Here is a 21647-nt window from a genome sequence, read left to right on the forward strand (position 1 = left end):
ATCGCACGGAGGTGAAGGAAGTCTCGCTAGTCGCTGGGCGCTGGAGCCGGACGTGGCTATTTCTGTATCTAAGTTATTCACAGCCATATAAATTTTATGATTTTCTAGACAAATAAAAAGGAGGGTAGTTAGTATTTAAAACTATCGCTCCTCCTCTTTACTTTTATTTAAAAAATTAATAATTTCTTTTGCAGTATTACTAGGTATCCCTAGTTTTGTAATTTCTTTCAAATCCGATCTCTTTATTTCATCTATTGATTTAAAATGTTGAAGTAATAACTTTCTTCGTTTTTCTCCGACTCCAGGAATATTATCTAACTCAGATTGAAATAAGCTTTTTCCACGTAATTGTCGGTGAAACGATATCGCAAAACGATGGACCTCATCTTGTATTCGTTGTACAAGATAAAACTCTTGGGACTTCCTTGATAAAGAGACTACTTCTGGAGGATCCCCATACAATAATTCACTCGTTCTGTGCCGATCATCTTTAGCTAATCCACATAAAGGTATATCTAGACCTAATTCATTTTCTAACACATCAAGCGCCGCACTCATTTGGCCTTTACCGCCATCTATAACAATCAAATCTGGTAGTGGCAAATCTTCTTTTAATACTCGAGTATATCTCCTGCGTATGACTTCACGCATTGTCTCGTAATCATCCGGACCTTTCACATCTTTAATTTTGTATTTTCGATAGTCTTTTTTACTTGGTTTTCCATCAACAAATACAATCATGGCTGATACCGGGCTTGTACCTTGAATATTTGAATTATCAAAAGCCTCAATGCGATGTGGAGTTGCTATATTTAGCTCTTCTCCTAATTTTTCAACAGCAAGTATAGTCCGTTCCTCGTCTCTTTCGATTAATGAAAATTTCTCTTTTAAAGCAATTTTTGCATTTTCAGAAGCTAGCTCTACCAGTTCTTTCTTCTTCCCTCTATACGGAGTATGGACCTCTACTTCTAGTAATTCCTTTAAGATGTCTGTGTCTGTTCCGATAGGCACCAGTATTTGCTTTGGTTTAATATGTTGTTCGTGTAAATAGAACCTTCCAATGAAGCTTAAAAAAGTTTCCTCAGGAGTATCGAAAAACGGGAATAACGAAACATCCCTTTCGATTAGCTTTCCTTGTCTTACAAAAAATACTTGAACACACATCCAACTTTTATCATAACTATACCCAAAAATATCACGATTCACATTATCGTTAAGGGTCATTTTTTGCTGTTCCATAACCGACTCAATATGCTGAATTTGATCTCTATATTCCTTTGCCCGCTCAAAATTAAGTTGTTCACTCGCTTCTAACATTTTTTCTTTCAAATTCTGTTTGATATCTTTAAATCCACCTTGAAGAAAAGAAGTTATTTCCTGAATAATAGCTTGATATTCTTCAGTAGAAAGTGGATTGTCCCCACATGCTCGGCACTGATTCATATGATAATATAAGCAAGGACGTCCGGATGGATTATTACATTTACGTAGCGGGTATAATCGGTCTAATAATTTTTTAGTTTCCTTAGCTGCAATAACGTTTGGATATGGGCCAAAATATTTTCCTTTATCTTTTTTTAATTTCCGTGTAATTAAAAGTCGAGGATGTCTTTCCGAGGTTATTTTTAAATATGGATAAGACTTATCGTCCTTCAGCATTATATTATATCTTGGATCGTATTTTTTTATTAAGTTCATTTCCAAAATTAATGCTTCCATCTCTGAAGACGTAACAACATATTCAAAGTCAACAATCTCTTGTACTAATCGTTGTGTTTTTTGGTCATGTGCCCCTGTAAAGTAGGAACGAACCCTATTTCTTAATGTTTTGGATTTTCCAACATAAATAACAGTTCCATGCCTATCCCTCATCAAATAACAGCCGGGCTTAGCCGGTAATACCGCTAATTTTTCACTTATCGTTCTATTCATATGTTTACAATCCTTTTATATTTAGAAATATTCTACGAGAACATTATCTTAGAAAACTTGGGGTTTGCCAAGCTTTTTGGCGATTCACTTTCGTTGCACTTATGTGGAAAAAAGAATTTAACATACCTGTCCGCTGAGAAAATCCCTTGTTACTTCGTGTAACAAGGGATTGAATCGTGGTTATTCATTAAGCATGCTTATTTATTAAATCAACTAATGCCTCTTTTGGTTGGTAACCAATTACTTGGTCAACTACGTTTCCATCTTTAAATAATAATAAAGTAGGAATACTCATTACACCAAATTTGCTAGCTGTTTCTTGATTTTCATCTACGTCTAATTTAACAATTTGAACTTTTTCGCTCATTTCTCCATCAATTTCTTCTAGGACTGGAGCAATCATTTTACAAGGACCGCACCATGGAGCCCAAAAGTCAGCTAAAACTAAACCTTTTGAAGTTTGTTCAGCAAAATCTTTATCTGTAACATTTTCAATAGCCATCTTAATTCCTCCTTTTTATGACTTTAACCACGTAGGTTGAGTATACCATTGTTAATATTGTACTTCCTAATACTTTGCTTATTCAGAATAAATGGGCCCTCTTCTATAAATGAAGTAGACCCATCATCAAAGGTATAGTTAACTTACTGCTACTTTCTTGAATTCTTCTATTAACATTGGAATAACTTCGAATAAGTCACCAACGATTCCATAGTCCGCGATATTAAAAATATTAGCCTCAGGATCTTTATTAATGGCTACGATAACCTTAGAATTAGACATTCCTGCAAGGTGTTGGATTGCTCCAGATATTCCAACTGCAATATATAAATCCGGAGTAACTACTTTACCGGTTTGCCCAATTTGCAGTGAATAATCGCAATAGTCCGCATCACATGCTCCGCGTGAAGCCCCAACCACTGCACCAAGAACTTCTGCAAGTTCATATAATGGTTTAAATCCATCTGCACTTTTAACTCCACGACCACCAGCTACAATTACCTTTGCTTCTGATAAGTCTACACCTTCCGAAGTTTTACGAACCACTTCTTTTACAATTGTGCGTAAATCTTTGATATCAACATCCACATTATTAATGTTTCCTGAACGAGAATCATCACGATCTAATGCGGCAATGTTGTTTGGTCTAATTGTAATGAAAGGTATTCCAGATGTAATCACTTTTTTCTCAAAAGCTTTTCCAGAATAAATTGGTCTAATAAATACTGGTTGATCACCGTCTGTTTCAATATCAATTGCATCCGAAATCAAACCAGATTCTAGTTTACTTGCTAGCTTCGGAGAAAGATCTTTTCCGATTGATGTATGGCCCATGATAATTGCATCTGGAGATTCTTGTTTCACTACAGCTAATACCGCTTGCCCAAATGCTTCAGAGGTATATGATTTCAAATTATCATTTTTAACAGTTATCGCACGGTCTGCACCATAGTAAATAAGCTCTTGTGCCAAATTTTCCAAATCATCATCCGCACATACTAAACCAATAACTTCACCATCTGGTTTTATTTTTTTCGCAGCCGCTATAGCCTCAAATGATACATTACGAATTTCCCCTTCTTTTGTTTCTGCAATAACTAAAATTTTCTCACTCATGTCTACCTCTCCCTTCTTTTATCACCTATTTATAGTACTTTCGCTTCATTTTTAAGCAGTGAAACTAGTTCTTTCACCTGATCCTCTAATTCACCTTCTAAAACTTTTCCTGCTTCTTTTTCAGCCGGCAAGAAAATATCAATCGTTTTTGTTTTAGCTTCAACATCGTCCTCATCAATGTCTAAATCATCTAATTCCAATTCTTCGAGTGGTTTCTTTTTCGCTTTCATAATTCCTGGTAGGGAAGGATAACGTGGTTCATTTAAACCTTGTTGACAGGTAACAAGAAGTGGTAAAGAACTTTCAATTACTTCGACGTCACCTTCTACATCTTTTTCAATATTTACCGTCTTACCATCAATAGAAAGCTTTGTAATCGTTGTAACGTATGGTATTCCAAGTAGTTCAGCAACTCGTGGTCCAACTTGTCCACTAGCTTCATCAATGGCAACGTTACCTGCGAGGATTAAATCCACTTCTTTATCTTCGAAAAACGCTTCCAAAATTTTTGCTGTTGTAAATTGATCTCCTTCTTCAAGGTCTTCTTCCGTATTAATTAGAACAGCTTTATCTGCACCCATTGCTAATGCCGTCCGTAATTGTTTTTCAGATTCCTCATCTCCGATTGTGACAACGGTTACTTCACCGCCATGCTCATCACGTTGTTTAATCGCTTCTTCGACTGCGTATTCGTCGTATGGATTAATAATGAATTCTGCACCATCTTCTTCAATTACACCATTTGATACTACAATCTTTTCTTCTGTATCAAATGTTCTTTTTAACAATACATAAATGTTCATTTAATATTCCTCCTTTATCTTCTTATCCTTCTATTTATCTTGGAAATTAGGTTTACGTTTTTCTATAAAGGCTTGAACTCCTTCTCTAGCATCGGCATTCGTAAATACCTTACTGAATGCAATCGCCTCTTCTTGTACCCCTTTTTCAAATAAATCAGATTTAGAAAAATTAACTAGATGCATAATTTGATTAATAACAGGTTTACTCATGGATACAATTTTTTCCGCCAATTTAGTTGCCTCTGAAATCAATTCCTCTTCTTTCACCACCTTATTAGCTAGACCAAATGCAAAAGCATCTGTTCCTGAAATAGGTTCACCTGTAAGCATCATTTCATAAGCTTTGGCGTTACCAACATACCTTGGTAAACGTTGGGTTCCTGCATACCCCGGGATTATACCTAAAGTTATTTCAGGTAATCCCAGTTTAGAATTTTCAGTGACGATTCGAATATGACAAGCCATCGCCAATTCCAATCCGCCACCAAAGGCACCGCCATGAATAGCTGCAATAACTGGAATAGAGAAATTTTCTATCCGGTTAAATAGCTCTTGTCCTTTATTTGAAAAGGTTCGGCTATCGCTAGAGTTCTGCATAGAAGTAAATTCTTTAATATCCGCTCCAGCAGAGAAGAACCTTCCATCTCCTTTAATAACTACTGCTTTTACAGATGGTTCTTCTTCAATTTTATTGAGCTTTCCTTCTAATTCAGATAGTAGACTACTAGATAATGCATTTGCCGGCGGGCTTTGAATGGTCAGATTTGCAATATTTTTATTGATTTCAAACTGAATTTTCCCCATAAGTTTCCTCCCCTTTTTTCATTGTAAACTAATTTATCAAAATTTTAAACTATTTTATCTATTCGACAAATTCCTCCAATTAACAATTGGTGAACTTGCTCAACCTCGGCGGTTAAATCGTACTTGCAATCTTTCATGACCCAATTTGTAACAATTTCATCAAGCGTTCCAAATATCATCTGCCTTACTAAAGGTATTTTTAAATTATCCCGAAATAATTTATCATTTATTCCTTCCATAAGAATATTATCAATTACTGTTAAATAAGGTTTTAGTACACTATTTATTTCATAACGTAATTCATAATTGGATTGTCTTAATTCCAATTGTGTTACTATCGCCAAATTACGGTCTTCTGAAAGTTGAGTAAAATGCATTTCGATTAATGTCAATAATTTTTCATTTGCATTCTTTTTTTGATTAATTTGATGAACGGTTCTATCAATAAACTGACCCATTTTTTCTTTAAACATAGTAATTAATATATCTTCTTTATTTTTAAAATAAAGATAAATGGTTCCATCAGCTACACCAGCTGCTTTTGCGATTTTAGAAACTTGGGAACCATGGAATCCATTTTCTGCAAAAACTTTAACTGCGGCATCTATAATTTGATAATACTTTGGTCGATTATTTTTCATATTTTACTCCTTAGGAAACTTGGCATTCGTATTTTAGACTGGAGAATACCTTAACTGTGCTTAACAGGATAAGAAAATTTATGCTTACTAATCTGCTAAGAATATAATGAATGAATACTCATTCATATCTCCATGGTAATAAAAATAATAAAAAAAGTCAATGCCATAGCGTGTCCTATTAACCTGTAAAAAAAGAAATACAAAATTATACTTTCTCTTTTTCTTTATCGTCCTCCACCAATTTTCTTCTTAAAATCTTTCCTACAGCTGTTTTCGGTAATTCATCTAGAAACTCGTATATTTTAGGAACTTTATAGACTGCCAGATTTTCCTTCATAAATTTATCTAATTCTTCTTTTGTAATTTGGTACCCTTTCTTTAATACAATATACGCTTTTACGGTTTCACCTCGGTAGGAGTCGGGAACACCGGCTACAACTGCTTCTTGAACCGCTTCATGCTCATAGAGAACTTCTTCTACTTCCCTCGGATAAATATTATAACCACTTGCAATTATCATATCCTTTTTCCGATCTACTATATAGAAATAACCATCTTCATCCATATACCCTAAATCACCAGTTAACAACCAACCATCTTTCAATACTTTCTCTGTCTCCTCTGGATTATTCCAATAACCTTGCATAATCTGAGGACCTTTTACAGCAATTTCACCAATTTCGCCCAAATCTACTTCTTCTAAATCGGAATCTACACGAAACACTTTCGCATCTGTATCTGGCCATGGTACACCTATACTTCCATTTACTCGTTTTCCCCACACAAAATTAGCGTGAGTAACAGGAGAAGATTCCGTCAATCCATACCCTTCAACAAGTCTTCCACCAGTTATCTTTTCAAATTTCTCTTGTACTTCTATAGGGAGAGCAGCAGATCCACTTAAACAAGCCTCTATAGAAGATAAATCATACTCATTAAGATTAGGATGGTTTAATAGCGCAATATAAATTGTCGGCGCACCAGGAAATAAAGTAGGCCTTTGTTTTGATATCGCCTTCAAAATGTCATCTGGATTAAACTTTGGCATTAAAATCATTTTAGATCCTTGCATCACTGCAAAATTCATTACAGTTGTCATTCCGTACACATGAAAAAACGGTAACACCGCTAATACTGTTTGACGCTTATTCTTTGATTTGTATAGCCATGCATTACACATTTGAACATTTGCAACTAAATTATAATGAGTGAGCATCACACCTTTTGGATTACCAGTAGTTCCGCCGGTATACTGAAGAAGGGCTAAGTCTTCTTTTGGATTTATTTCCACCTCTAGATACTCACTACTTGCCATGTCTAACATATCTCTCCATACGTGGGTATCATGAGTTTGTTCAACATTAACAACTATGTTATATTCACGTTTTTGTATAAATGGGTAAATCAGATTTTTGGGAAAGGGAAGGTAATCTTTAATTCTAGTAACAATAGCGTGTTGAAGATTTGTTCTGTCACGTACATTTTTTACTTTCGGCAATAAGATATCTAAACAAACAATAAATTTGGCTTCTGAATCTACTAATTGATACTCAAGTTCTCTTTCCGTGTACAAAGGATTCGTTTGAACAACAATACCACCTGCCATAAGTGTAGCGTAATAGCTAATTACAGATTGCGGGGTGTTTGGAAGCATAATAGCTACTTTATCCCCTTTCACTAAATCTAGTGATTGAAGATAACTGGCCATTTTTTTTGATTGTAAATAAAGTTCGGTGAATGTCATTTCTTTTCCCATAAAGTGAAGCGCTATATCCCCACTGTACCGTTCAGCACTTTCCCGTAAGAACATGTGTAGCGGTTTTTCATCATAAGATAAGCTTATTGGTATTTCACTTGGATAATGATCATGCCACTTTTTATAATCCACTTACATACCTCCTTTTTACTTATTATGACCATTATACAAATTAAATGCTATTTTTTGAATATTTTTAAAGAAAATAAACAACTCCGCAAATCATGAAAATAGCAGCTACAACTATTAATATTTTAGCTAATCTTTCAAATACCATCCATTTTCCACCTCTCTTCTATGTCAACGAATATTTGCACCTATAACAAATGATAATCCAATGGATATCATCATAGATATAAATCCAACTGCTTGATTCCCTTTACCTATTTCTTCATCTACTTTTATAGTTGGTGTAAGAAACTCAAAGATAAAATAACCAAGGAGTAATAAAAGAAATCCAAAAGCTCCCCAACCTATACTTTGCAGAATCGTATCGTTATGTTCAATGGAATAACGAAAAATAGTAGCTATTCCAAAAAGCTTTCCTCCTGTTGCCATTGCGACAGCAAAATTTCCATTTTTAATTTCTTGCCAATTTTTATATGAAGTAACCAATTCAAAAATTGCTAGGAAAATCATGGTACATAGTACAACAACACTATATCTTGCAGCAGTTATCACTACAATATTTTCCCAAAACATTTCCATGAAAAAGCCCCTTTCGTCCTTATTCCAAGCCTATCATACCATGTTTTTAAAATAACTTCTTATGTGAATATTTATAAAGAAAAAGTAGCCAGGTGCAATTGAAACCCTTAGAGAGGTTGTTCAAAAGTCCGATTCGACTATGTTCCGTCACTTGTCGGGGCATGGCTACTTTTAAGTTAAAACTAACGAAACTCTATTACAGTAACTCCACTTCCACCTTCACCATTTGCACCAGGTCTTGATGAAGCAATATTCGGATGGTTTTTCACAAAGTCCTGTACACCTTTTCGTAAAGCCCCTGTTCCTTTTCCATGAATTATAGACACTCTCGGATAACCAGCTAACAGGCTGTCATCTATATATTTTTCCAATTTAAGTAGAGCATCTTCATAACGCTCCCCCCTTAAATCTAATTCTGTCTTAACATGGTAATTGGAACCTTTAATCGTTGTAACAGGTTTTACATCATTTTGTTTAGGTTTACCTAATAACTGTAAGTCTTTACGTTTCATCTTTACTTTCATAATTCCGACTTGTACTAAATATTCATTATCACTAACTTTTTCCAGTACTTCACCCTTTTGATTTACCGTTAACAACTTGACTTCATCTCCTGGGTGAAGTTCATTCGTTTCTTTTGCAGAAACCTTTTGTGTTGAAGCATTTTTTCTTAATAGATTCGGTTTTGCTTCTTCCAACATCTTTTTAGCTTCAATCCACTCATGCTCTTTTATTTCCACATTGGATTTCATATTTTTCATTTCATCTACAATGATTTGTGCTTCTTCACGAGCTTTTGTTAGAGCTTTTTCAGCTTTTTCTTCCGCTTTTTTAAATAGTTGTTCCCGTTTATCCAGGAACTGTTTGTACTCTTTTTCCAGCTGATTGTGGATTTTTTCGCTTTCTAATAATACTTTGTGCGCTTCTTCATAGTCCTTTTCAGCTGAAATTTGAGACTGTTCTAATGAAGCAATCATATTTTCTACATTTTTAGAATCTACCCCAACTAATCCTTTCGCTCTATCAATGATTTGGGGATCTAACCCTAACCGACTTGATATTTCAAATGCATTACTTCTCCCGGGAATGCCGATTAATAATCGATACGTCGGTTGTAATGTTTCGACATCAAATTCAACAGAGGCATTAATTACATTTTCACGATTATAACCATATGCCTTCAATTCCGGATAATGAGTTGTGGCAATAACCTGAGCACCTCTGGAAATAACTTCATCTAATATTGCCATAGCCAGTGCTGCACCTTCACCTGGATCTGTTCCTGAACCCAATTCATCAAATAATACGAATGAACGATGGTCCACATTTTTAATAATATCCACAATATTTGTCATGTGAGATGAAAAAGTACTTAAGTTTTGTTCAATCGATTGTTCATCTCCAATATCTGCAAACACCTCATGGAAGACTGCTAACTCACAACCGTCTAATGCTGGTACTTGTAATCCGGACTGAGCCATTAATGTACATAATCCAACCATTTTTAATGTAACTGTCTTCCCACCTGTGTTTGGCCCCGTAATAACAATAGACGAATAAGACTCGCCTATTTCAATATCGTTTGGAACAACTTCTTCTACAGGGATTAGTGGGTGACGTGCTTGTTTCATTTTTATAATACCTTGATTATTCATTTTTGGTTTTGCAGCTTTCATTTGATTTCCTAATAAGGCTCTAGCATGAATAAAATCAATTTCGCCTAATATAGATACATTCTGATGAAGAAATTCACTCTGTTCCGCAATTAATCCGCTTAATTCATTTAAAATCCGATCTATCTCTTGTTTTTCTTTCATATAAGCAGCTTGTAAGTGATTATTTAATTCCACTACTGCTTTTGGTTCCATAAATAACGTTTGACCAGACGATGATTGATCATGAACAATTCCGCCAATAGACGCACGGTACTCTTGTTTTACCGGTATAACGTAACGATCATTTCTTATGGTCACGATGGAGTCAGATAACATTTTACTATTTGACCTTGTATAACCTTCTAATTTTTCTTTCACTTTGGACTCGTATGAACGTATAGATGAACGTATACCACGTAACGTCTGGGATGCACTATCCATTACATGGCCATGATCATCAATACAATTTTTAATTTCTTGTTCCAGTTCCCGGAGAGAAATAATTTCGTCTACCATTTCTTTTAATATTGGTAAATCAACTTCTAGACTTCCAATAAAATTCTTTACTTTTCTTCCACCATAAATGGTATTTGCTACGTTTAAACATTCTTCAGTAGTTAAAGTACCACCTATTTCACTTCTTTTGAGACTCATTCGAATATCTGTAATTCCGCCTAAAGGAATAGATTGATTTAGTCTTATAATTTGTGCTGCTTCATCCGTTTCATCTTGCATTCGATTTACTTTCTCTATTTCAGTTGAAGGTTTCATATTGGAAACATAGTCTTTACCAATGGATGTAGCTGCTTGATTGATTAATTGCTCAATAATTTTCGGAAATTCTAATATTTGAAGCACACGGTCATTCATACTTCTAAACTCCTTTTATTTCTACTTATTCCTGCTAAAAAAATTCATTAGTTTATCTTTATCCCATGTATTTATTACAGTATCTTTACGAACCCAACCTTTTCTCGCTGTTCCTACGCCATACTTCATATGTTCAAGCATATGGTAACTGTGTGCATCAGTATTTATAGCTAGAAGAACTCCCGCCTCCTGGGCCTGCCTTGCCCACTTAGCCGATAAATCTAAACGGTTTGGATTTGCATTAATTTCTAAAGCTGTATTTGTTTCTTTCGCTTTTTCAATTAACTTATTTACATCAACTTGATAGCCATCCCGTCTACCAATTAGTCTTCCGGTGGGATGGGCAATTAATGAAACGTACGGATTCTCCAATGCTGCAAACAATCTTTCCATGATTTGCTCCTCAGATTGGTTGAAACTGGAATGAATCGCCCCAATAACGAAATCCATTTCTGTTAAGAAGTCATCTGAAAAATCTAAACTACCATCCGGTAAAATATCCATCTCCACTCCAGCAAATATATGAATATCATCATATCTCTCATTTAACTTATCAATTTCTTCCCTCTGTTTTCTTAATCGACTTTCGTCTAATCCATTTGCAACACGTAGATACTTTGAATGATCTGTAATCGCTACATAGGAATAACCTTTATTTCGTACTTGATTAACCATTTCTTCCAATGATTGTGCACCATCACTGTACGTTGTATGCATATGTAAATCGCCTTTAATATCATCAAGTTTTAAGAGGGGATAAGCTTTATCAAAAGACTCAACTTCCCCCGTATTCTCACGTATCTCAGGAGGAACATACGTTAAACCAAAATGATGGAAAAAATCTTCCTCACTTTTAAAAGTTAGAACTTCTTTTGTCTCCTCGATTTCCACACCATACTCGCTAATCTTCTCGCCACGGGACTTTGCTAATTGCCTCATAGCCACATTATGGTCTTTTGATCCAGTAAAATGATGTAAGGTCGTTGCAAATTCCTTTTCTGTAACGATTCGAAAATCCACGTTTACATCATATACATCATCATAGATAACAGATACCTTTGTATCTCCTTTTGCAATAACGTCCTTTATACCAGGCATGTCCAAAAGTTGATTTCTAATGGACTCAGGATTTTTTGTTGAAATAATAAAATCAATATCCTTTATCGTCTCCTTCATTCGCCTTAAACTTCCGGCCAATGAAAACTTTTCAACATCTTTCATCGATTTTATATAGGTCTCTATTTTTTCTGCAATAGGTATAACATTAGCAATCGGTAGCCGTTCTGGACGGGTCCCCGCTTCCTCGATTGCTGCTAAAATTTTTTCCGCTGTTTTTTTACCGAAGCCAGGAAGAGTTTCAACCTTACCATTCTCACATGCCGCTCTTAATGACTCTACATCCGTTACGTTTAGCTCCTGATAAAGCTTTGATAACTTTTTACCGCCTAATCCTGGTAATTGCAGTAATGGAATTAAACCATTTGGAACTTCTTGCTCAAGTTGTTTAAGTGTCTCTGATGACCCTTTTTCTATATATTCCAAAATAACGGTATTGGTCCCCTTACCAATTCCCTTAATCTTTGTGAAATCATCAATTTCAGCAAGCGATCGTTCATCTTTTTCTAAAGCTTGAGCAGCTTTTCTATAGGCTGATATTTTAAAAGAATTCTCGCCCTTAAGTTCTAAATATATTGCAATTTTCTCTAGTAATTTTATAATATCTTTTTTATTTATTGCCATTGTTATTTTCACCTTTTCATTAGAAAAATTACATGTAGCTCATGATATACTGTACAAAATTAAAAGACTAATCCTTCTTATGTTAATACAATTGTACATGAGATACAATTGTATAACTAATAAGATGAATCAGTCTTAATTTATTTGCTGGATAAAGTCCAAATTCTACTTATCTTCCATAAAAGAGAACCATAAATCTAAAATTTTACCCGAGAAATAAGGTGTCTGTTCAACAATAAATAATGCAATTGGTGACCCAGTTATCCATCCTTGCACTGTTTCTACTGGTGTTAATGCTAAGATATATAAAATAATAAATGCAATCAAATATACTTCTATAAATCCCAAAACCGCACCAAGCAATTTATTAACAGAATTAATAACAGGGATGGAGGCAACAAAATCGAGCATAGAAGCTATAATCTGCATGAAAATTTTAACAGCAATGAAAATAAGTACAAATGCTACTGCATTATAAAACCCTTTTTCCAATGGTAACGTTTGAAGAAATGAAGCCCAAGTACTTTCAGGTAATTCTGGGTACGGTATCCACAGTGCTAGTTTTGGCCCCAAATCATCACAATACATCGCTGCTACGGCAAAAGCTACGATAAATCCTACTAAATGTAATATTTGTAAAATCAATCCTCTTTTAAGCCCCATAAAAAAGCCAAACATTAAAAACAATAATAATACAAGATTAAACATATTCTACTATTCCTCTTTCCTTTTCAATGAACCTACCAATCTTGCATAATCTTCCTTTAACTTTAAGTAATCATTCATCGTATTTAAAGCGGTTAGTACAGCAAGACTTTCTGTATCAAGATTTCTATTAGCATTTTGCAAATCCTTCATTTTTTGATTAACAAGAGTTGCAACTAAACGTACATGACTTGCGGATTCTTCATCTGCAACTACTGTATAAGGTCTATTTTTTATTTCCACGGTAACACGTTCTTTTTTTACTTCCGCCACGAGAAAAGCCTCCCTGCCAAAGAATTCTACACCTAATATTAACATGAACCTGCTATTTTAAAAAGATTTTCCTTATCCTACGTAGTTTGCTATAGTCAATATATATTGTTAAATGTTTAATTAAATTCCTATGTTAAGGAAATTTCTAAAGGAGAGATATCTTGGGACAGATTGTAACTGAATTATCAAAAGAAATTATTCTAGAAATGAAACAGTACTATCAGAATGCTCTTACCTCTACACCGCAAGGAGCAGTATTTCGAGCTAAGACTTCCAGTGCCGTTATTACCTCATATAAATCAGGTAAAGTACTATTCCAAGGAAAATCTCCTGAAGTGGAAGCTGATAAATGGGTAAATAATAAGACACAACCTAGCTTAATAAAAACTAAAACAAACAAAAAACATACCTATTCACCAGAGCCAACAATATTTTCAAATAGTCATATTGGTTCTGATGAAGCTGGTACTGGAGATTATTTCGGACCAATTACAGTGGGAGCGGTCTATGTAGAGAAAGAGCAAATCAATTTATTAAAGGATTTGGGAATTAGAGACTCCAAAAACTTAACTGACCCTATCATTAAGGACTTATCTAAAGAAATTGTGAAATTAAATATTCCGTATTCGCTTGTTATTTTACATAATGAAAAATATAACCGATTACAAAGAAAAGGTTGGTCCCAGGGGAAAATGAAAGCAATGTTACACCATGCAGCCATAAATCATTTGAGAAAAAAAATCGGTAAAGAAGCATTTTACGAAGGTATATTAATTGATCAGTTTTGTGAACCAGGTGTATATATCAATTATTTAAAATCAGAAAATCGAGTATTACAAGAAAAAACCTATTTTATGACAAAAGCAGAAAGTTACTCTATTGCTGTGGCTGCAGGTTCTATTGTTGCTAGAACTAGTTTTGTCAAGGAAATAGAAAAACTTTCAAATGAATTTGGCATTGAATTACCAAAAGGAGCTTCTAATAAAGTAGATCAGGTTATCGCAAAAATCATTAAAACAAAGGGAGAAAACGCCTTAGATTCGTTGGCAAAAGTACACTTTGCAAACACAAAAAAAGCAATAAAATACTTAAATTAGTTGATTATGTAAAAAAAGGTTGCTTATGCATGCATAAGCAACCTTTTTATTTTAAAGAAAGCTAGTCAACGATAGTTACCTCAACGGTACGTCTGCCCCAATTATTTGCTTGTTCTTTCGTCGGTACATGGATATCAATCTTATTTCCATTAATTGCACCACCTGTATCCGAAGCAGTTGCATAACCATATCCTTCCACATGTACTTTAGTTCCTAAAGGAATGACATTTGGATCTACAGCAATTACTTTCGCATTTGGATTTGATCTTAAATCAACACCAGTTGCTGTTATACCGGAACATCCTGTACAATGAGCGGTATATGCTGTAGCTTCAACGGAAATGGTTTTCCCTTGTGGTGTCGAATCATTATTAGTACTTTCTTGTGTAGTTTCCTTTTCCTCCTTGACCTCAATTGAAGTTACTTTAGCATCAGATGCAGGATTGGAGTTTACCGCTGGAACATTACCATTCAAAGTTAGTTTCTGACCGGCATAAATCATGTTAGATGATAGATTATTCATTGATTTTAGTTGGGTTACGGTTAAACCGTTATTTCCACTAATCTTACCTAATGTATCCCCTTTTTTAACAATATAATAACCTTCTTGATGACCTTGTTGTTTTTCCTGTTTTACTTCCTTGCCACCTTCAGTTTGTAAAATTTGTTTTGGATAGATTAACGTACCTTTTAAGTTATTCACTTCCATTAACGATTCTACTGTTGTGTTATGTGCTAATGCAATTTCCCAAAGTGTATCCCCTTTTTGCACTTCATGTTGTGCTGATGCTACGGTTATTCCCACAAAGCTTGCCAAGATCAATCCCAAAAATACGGCTACTAAATTTTTCATTATGTAGTCCCCCTTTTAATTGATTAAAGCCTTTGTTGCACTTTTGCAGACTTTTACGGTGGGGCGAGTAATGAAGCCCCTGGAAGAAAGTTTGAACTTTCCTATCTGCCAAGCTAATCGTAACATGGTTAACACCTTAGTGCGGTTACACTCCATTTAAGAGTATATTTCATACATTACAACTACTATATAATTTGTTTAATAGGTTCTATTCTCTATAAGACAAACATACCTATAATAATTTGGGTTCTTACTGCTATGAAATTTTATTAGAAAAAACTCGGTTTTGCTATTAGACTTGCATGTATATCGTTGCACTTGAATCCACATAAAAAACACATAGAATCTTCCTTTCAGAAAATTCTATGTGTTAACGGTACAAACTTTTATGAACGTATATAAGAATTAAATTTATTATTTACTGCTTCCACAATTTTCTCAAATGAAGCTTCTACTTCATCGTCCAACAATGTTTTATGCGGATCTTGGTAAAGCAAGCTATATGCAACTGATTTCTTACCATCTGGAACATTTTCGCCTTCATACACGTCAAAAATACTTACTTGTTTGACAAGTGGTGCACCTACTTCTTCTATTACAGTTTTAACATCACCTGCCAAAACATCATTATCTAGAATGAAGGCAATGTCTCTGGCAACAGATGGATATTTCGAAATCTCTTCAAATGATGGTTCACCATCGTAAGCATCAAGGATTTCTTCAAGATTTAAATCAAATACGTATGTGTCTTTTAAATCTAATTCTTTTTGTAAACTAGGGTGTAACTGCCCAACAAACCCAATCGTTTTATCTTGAATTTTGACAACCGCTGTTCTACCTGGATGCATATTGTCAACTTTCGCTTGATGGAAACTTATTGATACTTTTAAGTAGTCCGATAAACCTTCCAAGATTCCTTTTACAACAAAGAAATCAACTTCTTTTTCCTCTTGTTGCCATGATTGCTCCAACCATTTTCCGGTTATCGCACCTGCAATTCTTAACAATTCTTTTGGCTGTTTGCTAATCTTTTGTTCATTAGAAATGAATACAGATCCCATTTCGTAATAAGCAAGATTACTTTGATTTCTAGCCAAATTATATGTTAAGGTACCTAACATTTCAGGTAACATACTTAATCTTAAATATTTGTGGTCTTCACTCATAGGCATCGCAAGGTTAATCGGAGTTGGATTCTGTTTCGATATTTCCGGACTTACTAGTCGATTTATATTTTTCTCGTTTGTAAGCGAATAAGTTAATATCTCTGAAAGACCAGCTGATTGCATATATTGTTTCACTTTACGTTTTAATAATTGCTTTTCTGTTAAACGTCCAGCTTGATTTGAACCTTCTGGTAAGGTATATGGCAACTTATCATATCCATAAATTCTTGCCACTTCTTCTAACATATCCTCAAATATTGTAACATCTCCGCGACGAGTCGGAACTTGAATTGTAAATGCCTCACCATCTTGTGTGAACGGGAATTGTAATCTGTTCAAAATATTCACAATTTCTTCACTAGTAATTTCTGTTCCTAATTTCGCATTGATAGCAGAAGTCTCCATTGTTACTACTTTTTCCGACTTGTCTAACTCGTCGAATTCAACTACACCAGATAATACTTTCCCATTTGCATATTTTTGTAAAAGATAGCTTGCACGCATACCTGCTTTTTTCACACGATTTGGATCAACGCCTTTTTCAAATCGTGTACTGGATTCACTTCGTAAACCAGTCGCTTTAACCGTTTTGCGAACCGATCCACCATCGAAATAGGCCGCTTCAAGTAAAACATTTTTTGTTTCTGATGTTACTTCTGTGTTAGCACCACCCATAACTCCAGCCAAAGCAGTTGGTACCTTTCCATTTGTAATAAGTAACTGTTCTGTCGTTAGCGTTCTTTCTTGATCATCAAGAGTAACCATCGTTTCCCCTTCATTAGCACGGCGAACTACGATTTTCTCTGATGAAAAACGATCATAATCAAAAGCATGTAAAGGTTGACCGTATTCCATTAATACATAGTTTGTAATATCTACAACATTATTAATTGGACGAACACCAACGGCCATTAAATAGTTTCGCATCCATAATGGAGATGGCTTTATTTCTACATCCTGAATGATAAATGCACCATAATATGGATTTAGTTCCGGTGCTTCTACCTCAATAGCGATATAATCTTCCGTTTTCCCTTCACTAGTAGAATATTCTTCTTCAGGGAGATTCACTTCTTTATTAAGAATAGCAGCTACATCATATGCCACTCCTAGCATACTTAAAGCATCCGCTCTGTTTGCTAAAACATCTAAGTCTAAGATGGCATCATTTAAATTTAAAAGGGAAACAACACTTTCACCTACTACAGCATCTTCCGGGAATACAAAGATCCCATCGGTAATATCTGTTGGGATATATTTTTCATCTACCCCAAGTTCCTGTAATGAGCAAATCATTCCATTGGATTCGATACCGCGTAATTTTACCTTCTTAATTTTAAATCCACCCGGAAGTTTTGCTCCTGGTTTTGCCACCGCTACTTTTTGTCCTTCGGCGACGTTTGGAGCGCCACACACGATTTGTAAAGTTTCATCCCCAACATCGACTTGACATAAATTTAATTTATCTGCGTTAGGGTGTTTCTCGCACGATACAACATATCCAACAACAACATTCGTACTTTCTTCGGCAAAATACTCAACGCCTTCTACTTCAATACCAGATTTCGTAATTTTTTCAGCAAGTTCTTCTGGAGTAATATCTCCTAAATCAACGTAATTTTTTAACCAATTAAATGAAACTAACATACGAGTCCCTCCTTTAAGCCTTATGATATTGTTTTAAGAAACGAACATCATTCGTATAAAAACCACGAATGTCGCTGACACCGTATTTCAACATAGCAATTCGTTCCGGTCCCATTCCAAATGCAAATCCGGAATAAACTTTTGGATCATAGCCTGCCATGGATAAAACTTTTGGATGAACCATTCCGCCACCAAGAATTTCAATCCAGCCAGTTCCTTTACAAACACTACATCCTTCTCCATGACAAACTTTACAAGAAATATCCATCTCAACAGATGGTTCTGTAAATGGGAAAAAACTCGGACGTAAACGGATTTTGCGCTCCTCACCAAACATCTTTTTAGCAAATTTATCTAAGGTACCTTTTAAATCACTCATCCTTACATTTTTATCTACATATAATCCTTCAATCTGTGTAAATTGATGAGAATGTGTAGCATCATCTGTATCACGACGGTACACTTTACCAGGACAAATCATTTTTACTGGCTGATTCCCTTCATACTCCTGCATTGTACGTGCTTGAACCGGAGAAGTATGCGTACGTAACAATAGTTCATTTGTTATATAAAATGAATCCTGCATATCTCGGGCTGGATGGTTTTTGGGTAAGTTTAGGGCTTCGAAGTTAAAATAATCTGTTTCTACTTCTGGACCTTCTTTCACTTCATATCCCATTCCAATAAATAAATCTTCAATTTCTTCGACAATACTTGTTAGTAAATGGGGTCCACCAATATTAACAGGTCTTCCTGGTAATGTGACATCAATAGATTCTTCTTCTAGTCTTTTTTCTAAGGCTGCTTGCTCTAAACTCGTCGCTTTCTCTTCAATTGAAGTTGTAATCGCATCACGGACTGCATTAGCCATTTGGCCTATAATTGGACGTTCTTCGCTAGATAATTTTCCCATCCCTTTTAACACTTTTGTAATGGATCCTTTTTTTCCTAAGTAACTTACACGTATATCTTGTAATTCTTTCAGATTTGCAGCTTGCGTTACTTTTTCCAAAGCTTCTTTTTGAATAGCTTCTAATTGATCTTTCATTATTTTAGCCTCCCTTTTTTTACATTTGAATGAAAATAAAAAAAGCCCTCATTCCCAATAAGGGACGAGGACTTGTATTCGCGGTACCACCCTTGTTGGCACATTAATTGTGCCCAACTCAATACTTGATAACGGATAAATCCGGAACACCTTTCTTTAAACAAAATATTTTGTACTCACATCTTTTATTTTGTTTAGCTCCAAGTGTCAGCTCCAGAGTGAAGGGACAACATTCCATACGATGGAAATGCTCACAGTCTTAGACATTTCCTCCCTGTAACGCTCATGAATGTTATCAAACTCTTTCGACGCGTTCATATATTTCATTCATTTTTTCGTATTTTATTACATTATAGTTAATTATTTCACTTGTTGCAACTATCCTTTGCATAATACATCAAAATCCCTGCAGCAATACTGACATTTAAAGATTCAGCTTGTCCATATATGGGGATCTTTACAATTTTATCTGCTTGATTAATGATTTCTTTATTAACGCCTGCTCCTTCATTTCCTAGAACAATAGCCACTTTCGTATCTATTGACACTTCATGGTATAATGTTGCCCCTTCTAATGCTGTAGCCCATATGGAAAATCCATCTGCTTTTAATTCAGGTATAACTTTTTGTAAATCCTTTTCGAATATCGGAATATGAAAAATAGATCCTTGCGTTGCACGTATAACTTTATCATTGTATAAATCTACCGTACCATTCCCAAGAATGACCCCATCAAATCCAGCTGCATCTGCAGTTCGTATAATTGTTCCTAAATTACCAGGATCTTGTACCGAATCAATTAATAAGATATGTTTTCCCACAACATCTTCCATTTTCTTCATTTCGATTATAGCTGCAATACCTTGTGGACTTCTCGTTTCAGAAATATGCTCGAATACATTATTACTTACTTCAATAATGTGAAAATCATCGCACCAAGATGGTAGTTCTACCCCTTCTTGTACGATAATTTCCTTTATACCCCAATTACTATTTTTCGCTTCTTGTAATAAATGGTACCCTTCAACAAGAAATGTTTGAGTATTGGTCCGTTCTTTTCGCTTTTGTAATTTTTTCCATGCTTTAACTTGCTCATTTTTTACAGAAGTAATCATTTCGTTCATCCTTCATCGATTTTCTCCATATTATCATACATATTATTGCATTCATTGGTCAAACTATCCATAGTTAAAAAACAAAGGAGTTGTCACCATGGATCTAAATATTCGTAAAGCAATTTTACACAATCTCTCTAATAACGATCAAAACCAATTAGAAGAAACAATAGTAGACGCTATACAAGCTGGCGAAGAAAAAATGCTACCTGGTCTAGGGGTATTATTTGAACTAATTTGGCAGCAATCCAGTCCGGAAGATAAACAAGAAATGGTTCAGGCTTTAGAACAAGGTGTTAAACAAGCAACTAACTAAAAACTCCTCATATGAAATAGATGCTTCATTGCATCTATTTCTTTTATTTCCAAAGATCCCCCTATACTGTTTACGATACATATTTAGAGATTGCCAATTTCAATAATTAAACGTAAAATAGTAAATATACGAAAGGGGAATACCAAATGGAAATAAGAGACTTACAACAATTTATTCAACTTCAAGCTATTGTGAATATGACTTCTCACTTTAACTCTTCAGTAAAAAGTTCCCCTATGGCTGAACTAACGTTTAAGCATATATTACAAGATAAAATGAACGAACTAATAGCGGATCAAAATATTAAGGAAAAACAGCCAAATCCTTTACCGAGCTTACCTAATAAAATGGAGAAAGCATACATACCTACCTCTTCATACGATGCTGAAATTACAGAAATAGCTCGTAAATATAAAATAGATGAGAAATTGATTCACTCTGTTATTAAACAAGAATCAAACTATAACCCTTATGCTAGAAGTTCAGTAGGTGCCCAAGGGCTAATGCAGTTAATGCCAGCAACCGCAAAAGGATTAGGGGTTACCAATCCTTTTGATGTTAAGCAAAATATCGAGGGTGGTACCAGATATTTAGCCCAGATGTTATCCCGGTATAATGGAAATACAGAATTAGCATTAGCAGCTTACAATGCTGGTCCCGGTAATGTAGATAAATATAACGGAATCCCCCCATTTAAAGAAACACAAAATTACGTTCGGAAGATAATGAATCATTACTTAGCCTAAACATACATTAAACCTCAAGCGAAAGTCTTTGCTTGAGGTTTTTTTACGTTGTTAGGAATGTATAAAGAAGAATAACCGTCAGTGGGGTTCCATTTATCCCCACTGATGGCATCACGGACTTTTCTTCTGTGATTGCATGCTCTTTTGGCCGTGA

At 34.9% G+C, this 21647-nt stretch carries 19 protein-coding genes; 3 read left to right on the forward strand and 16 right to left on the reverse strand.

Annotated elements, in window-relative coordinates; genetic code table 11:
• Positions 1-141: 141 nt before the first annotated feature.
• From uvrC to zapA, 12 genes are all read right to left on the reverse strand, one after another.
• A complete protein-coding gene (uvrC, locus tag ACFQ18_RS02980; protein WP_204797695.1) occupies positions 142-1932 on the reverse strand; it encodes an excinuclease ABC subunit UvrC in 1791 nt (596 codons plus the stop codon).
• Positions 1933-2119: 187 nt separating this feature from the next.
• Positions 2120-2434 carry a thioredoxin gene (gene trxA / locus ACFQ18_RS02985; protein WP_047183687.1) on the reverse strand — a complete coding sequence of 105 codons (315 nt, stop codon included), beginning with the start codon at positions 2432-2434 and terminating at the stop codon, positions 2120-2122.
• A gap of 138 nt (positions 2435-2572) precedes the next feature.
• Complete coding sequence (locus tag ACFQ18_RS02990; RefSeq protein WP_047183686.1) at positions 2573-3550, reverse strand: electron transfer flavoprotein subunit alpha/FixB family protein; 978 nt, start codon at positions 3548-3550, stop codon at positions 2573-2575.
• A gap of 29 nt (positions 3551-3579) precedes the next feature.
• Positions 3580-4353: an electron transfer flavoprotein subunit beta/FixA family protein gene (locus tag ACFQ18_RS02995; protein ID WP_047183685.1), complete on the reverse strand. Its 774-nt coding sequence runs from the start codon at positions 4351-4353 to the stop codon at positions 3580-3582.
• Positions 4354-4383: 30 nt separating this feature from the next.
• Positions 4384-5157 (reverse strand): enoyl-CoA hydratase, encoded by a 774-nt coding sequence (locus ACFQ18_RS03000; protein WP_047183684.1) that lies wholly within the window; start codon positions 5155-5157, stop codon positions 4384-4386.
• Between the two features lie 44 nt (positions 5158-5201).
• Positions 5202-5798, reverse strand: coding sequence for a TetR/AcrR family transcriptional regulator (locus ACFQ18_RS03005; RefSeq protein WP_047183683.1), 597 nt, complete (start codon positions 5796-5798; stop codon positions 5202-5204).
• A gap of 205 nt (positions 5799-6003) precedes the next feature.
• Positions 6004-7686, reverse strand: a complete 1683-nt coding sequence (locus tag ACFQ18_RS03010; protein WP_379565688.1) for a long-chain-fatty-acid--CoA ligase — start codon at positions 7684-7686, stop codon at positions 6004-6006.
• A 168-nt stretch (positions 7687-7854) separates the two neighbouring features.
• Positions 7855-8262 (reverse strand): DUF350 domain-containing protein, encoded by a 408-nt coding sequence (locus tag ACFQ18_RS03015; RefSeq protein ID WP_047183681.1) that lies wholly within the window; start codon positions 8260-8262, stop codon positions 7855-7857.
• Positions 8263-8444: 182 nt separating this feature from the next.
• Positions 8445-10787, reverse strand: a complete 2343-nt coding sequence (locus ACFQ18_RS03020) for an endonuclease MutS2 (RefSeq protein ID WP_047183680.1) — start codon at positions 10785-10787, stop codon at positions 8445-8447.
• A 21-nt stretch (positions 10788-10808) separates the two neighbouring features.
• Complete coding sequence (polX, locus tag ACFQ18_RS03025) at positions 10809-12527, reverse strand: DNA polymerase/3'-5' exonuclease PolX (protein WP_047183679.1); 1719 nt, start codon at positions 12525-12527, stop codon at positions 10809-10811.
• 165 nt (positions 12528-12692) lie between these two features.
• Positions 12693-13235: a CvpA family protein gene (locus ACFQ18_RS03030; protein ID WP_047183678.1), complete on the reverse strand. Its 543-nt coding sequence runs from the start codon at positions 13233-13235 to the stop codon at positions 12693-12695.
• Positions 13236-13241: 6 nt separating this feature from the next.
• Positions 13242-13550 (reverse strand): cell division protein ZapA, encoded by a 309-nt coding sequence (gene zapA, locus ACFQ18_RS03035; protein ID WP_244986880.1) that lies wholly within the window; start codon positions 13548-13550, stop codon positions 13242-13244.
• A 116-nt stretch (positions 13551-13666) separates the two neighbouring features.
• On the opposite strand from zapA, the gene rnhC reads away from it, so the two are divergent.
• Complete coding sequence (gene rnhC, locus ACFQ18_RS03040; protein WP_084823993.1) at positions 13667-14602, forward strand: ribonuclease HIII; 936 nt, start codon at positions 13667-13669, stop codon at positions 14600-14602.
• A gap of 61 nt (positions 14603-14663) precedes the next feature.
• Here the strand turns inward: rnhC and ACFQ18_RS03045 are convergent, their stop codons facing one another.
• The 4 genes from ACFQ18_RS03045 to ACFQ18_RS03060 form a co-directional block, all read right to left on the reverse strand.
• Entirely contained in the window at positions 14664-15455 is a 792-nt protein-coding gene (locus ACFQ18_RS03045) for a LysM peptidoglycan-binding and 3D domain-containing protein (protein ID WP_047185351.1), read from the reverse strand.
• A 386-nt stretch (positions 15456-15841) separates the two neighbouring features.
• Positions 15842-18268, reverse strand: a complete 2427-nt coding sequence (gene pheT / locus ACFQ18_RS03050) for a phenylalanine--tRNA ligase subunit beta (protein WP_047185352.1) — start codon at positions 18266-18268, stop codon at positions 15842-15844.
• A gap of 13 nt (positions 18269-18281) precedes the next feature.
• On the reverse strand, positions 18282-19316 hold the full coding sequence (gene pheS, locus ACFQ18_RS03055) for a phenylalanine--tRNA ligase subunit alpha (protein WP_047185353.1): 1035 nt from the start codon (positions 19314-19316) through the stop codon (positions 18282-18284).
• Between the two features lie 365 nt (positions 19317-19681).
• Positions 19682-20431 (reverse strand): TrmH family RNA methyltransferase, encoded by a 750-nt coding sequence (locus ACFQ18_RS03060; RefSeq protein ID WP_047185354.1) that lies wholly within the window; start codon positions 20429-20431, stop codon positions 19682-19684.
• 97 nt (positions 20432-20528) lie between these two features.
• Here ACFQ18_RS03060 and sspI point away from each other — a divergent pair, with 97 nt between their 5' ends.
• Together sspI and ACFQ18_RS03070 are read left to right on the forward strand one after the other, a co-directional pair.
• Positions 20529-20747, forward strand: a complete 219-nt coding sequence (gene sspI / locus ACFQ18_RS03065) for a small acid-soluble spore protein SspI (RefSeq protein WP_047185355.1) — start codon at positions 20529-20531, stop codon at positions 20745-20747.
• A gap of 146 nt (positions 20748-20893) precedes the next feature.
• On the forward strand, positions 20894-21493 hold the full coding sequence (locus ACFQ18_RS03070) for a lytic transglycosylase domain-containing protein (RefSeq protein WP_047185356.1): 600 nt from the start codon (positions 20894-20896) through the stop codon (positions 21491-21493).
• Positions 21494-21647: the final 154 nt, after the last annotated feature.

The organism is Oceanobacillus caeni (assembly GCF_042678465.1).
Taxonomy (GTDB): domain Bacteria; phylum Bacillota; class Bacilli; order Bacillales; family Amphibacillaceae; genus Oceanobacillus; species Oceanobacillus caeni.

Bases quoted from the DNA above. Each gene is read 5' to 3' on its own strand.
- ACFQ18_RS03000 (WP_047183684.1), bottom strand. From the start codon at position 5,157: ATGGGGAAAATTCAGTTTGAAATCAATAAAAATATTGCAAATCTGACC.
- sspI (WP_047185355.1), top strand. From the start codon at position 20,529: ATGGATCTAAATATTCGTAAAGCAATTTTACACAATCTCTCTAATAAC.
- zapA (WP_244986880.1), bottom strand. From the start codon at position 13,550: ATGTTAATATTAGGTGTAGAATTCTTTGGCAGGGAGGCTTTTCTCGTG.
- ACFQ18_RS03045 (WP_047185351.1), bottom strand. From the start codon at position 15,455: ATGAAAAATTTAGTAGCCGTATTTTTGGGATTGATCTTGGCAAGCTTT.
- ACFQ18_RS03020 (WP_047183680.1), bottom strand. From the start codon at position 10,787: ATGAATGACCGTGTGCTTCAAATATTAGAATTTCCGAAAATTATTGAG.
- ACFQ18_RS03030 (WP_047183678.1), bottom strand. From the start codon at position 13,235: ATGTTTAATCTTGTATTATTATTGTTTTTAATGTTTGGCTTTTTTATG.
- ACFQ18_RS03070 (WP_047185356.1), top strand. From the start codon at position 20,894: ATGGAAATAAGAGACTTACAACAATTTATTCAACTTCAAGCTATTGTG.
- ACFQ18_RS02990 (WP_047183686.1), bottom strand. From the start codon at position 3,550: ATGAGTGAGAAAATTTTAGTTATTGCAGAAACAAAAGAAGGGGAAATT.
- polX (WP_047183679.1), bottom strand. From the start codon at position 12,527: ATGGCAATAAATAAAAAAGATATTATAAAATTACTAGAGAAAATTGCA.
- ACFQ18_RS03060 (WP_047185354.1), bottom strand. From the start codon at position 20,431: ATGATTACTTCTGTAAAAAATGAGCAAGTTAAAGCATGGAAAAAATTA.
- ACFQ18_RS03015 (WP_047183681.1), bottom strand. From the start codon at position 8,262: ATGGAAATGTTTTGGGAAAATATTGTAGTGATAACTGCTGCAAGATAT.
- trxA (WP_047183687.1), bottom strand. From the start codon at position 2,434: ATGGCTATTGAAAATGTTACAGATAAAGATTTTGCTGAACAAACTTCA.
- uvrC (WP_204797695.1), bottom strand. From the start codon at position 1,932: ATGAATAGAACGATAAGTGAAAAATTAGCGGTATTACCGGCTAAGCCC.
- pheS (WP_047185353.1), bottom strand. From the start codon at position 19,316: ATGAAAGATCAATTAGAAGCTATTCAAAAAGAAGCTTTGGAAAAAGTA.
- ACFQ18_RS02995 (WP_047183685.1), bottom strand. From the start codon at position 4,353: ATGAACATTTATGTATTGTTAAAAAGAACATTTGATACAGAAGAAAAG.
- ACFQ18_RS03005 (WP_047183683.1), bottom strand. From the start codon at position 5,798: ATGAAAAATAATCGACCAAAGTATTATCAAATTATAGATGCCGCAGTT.
- pheT (WP_047185352.1), bottom strand. From the start codon at position 18,268: ATGTTAGTTTCATTTAATTGGTTAAAAAATTACGTTGATTTAGGAGAT.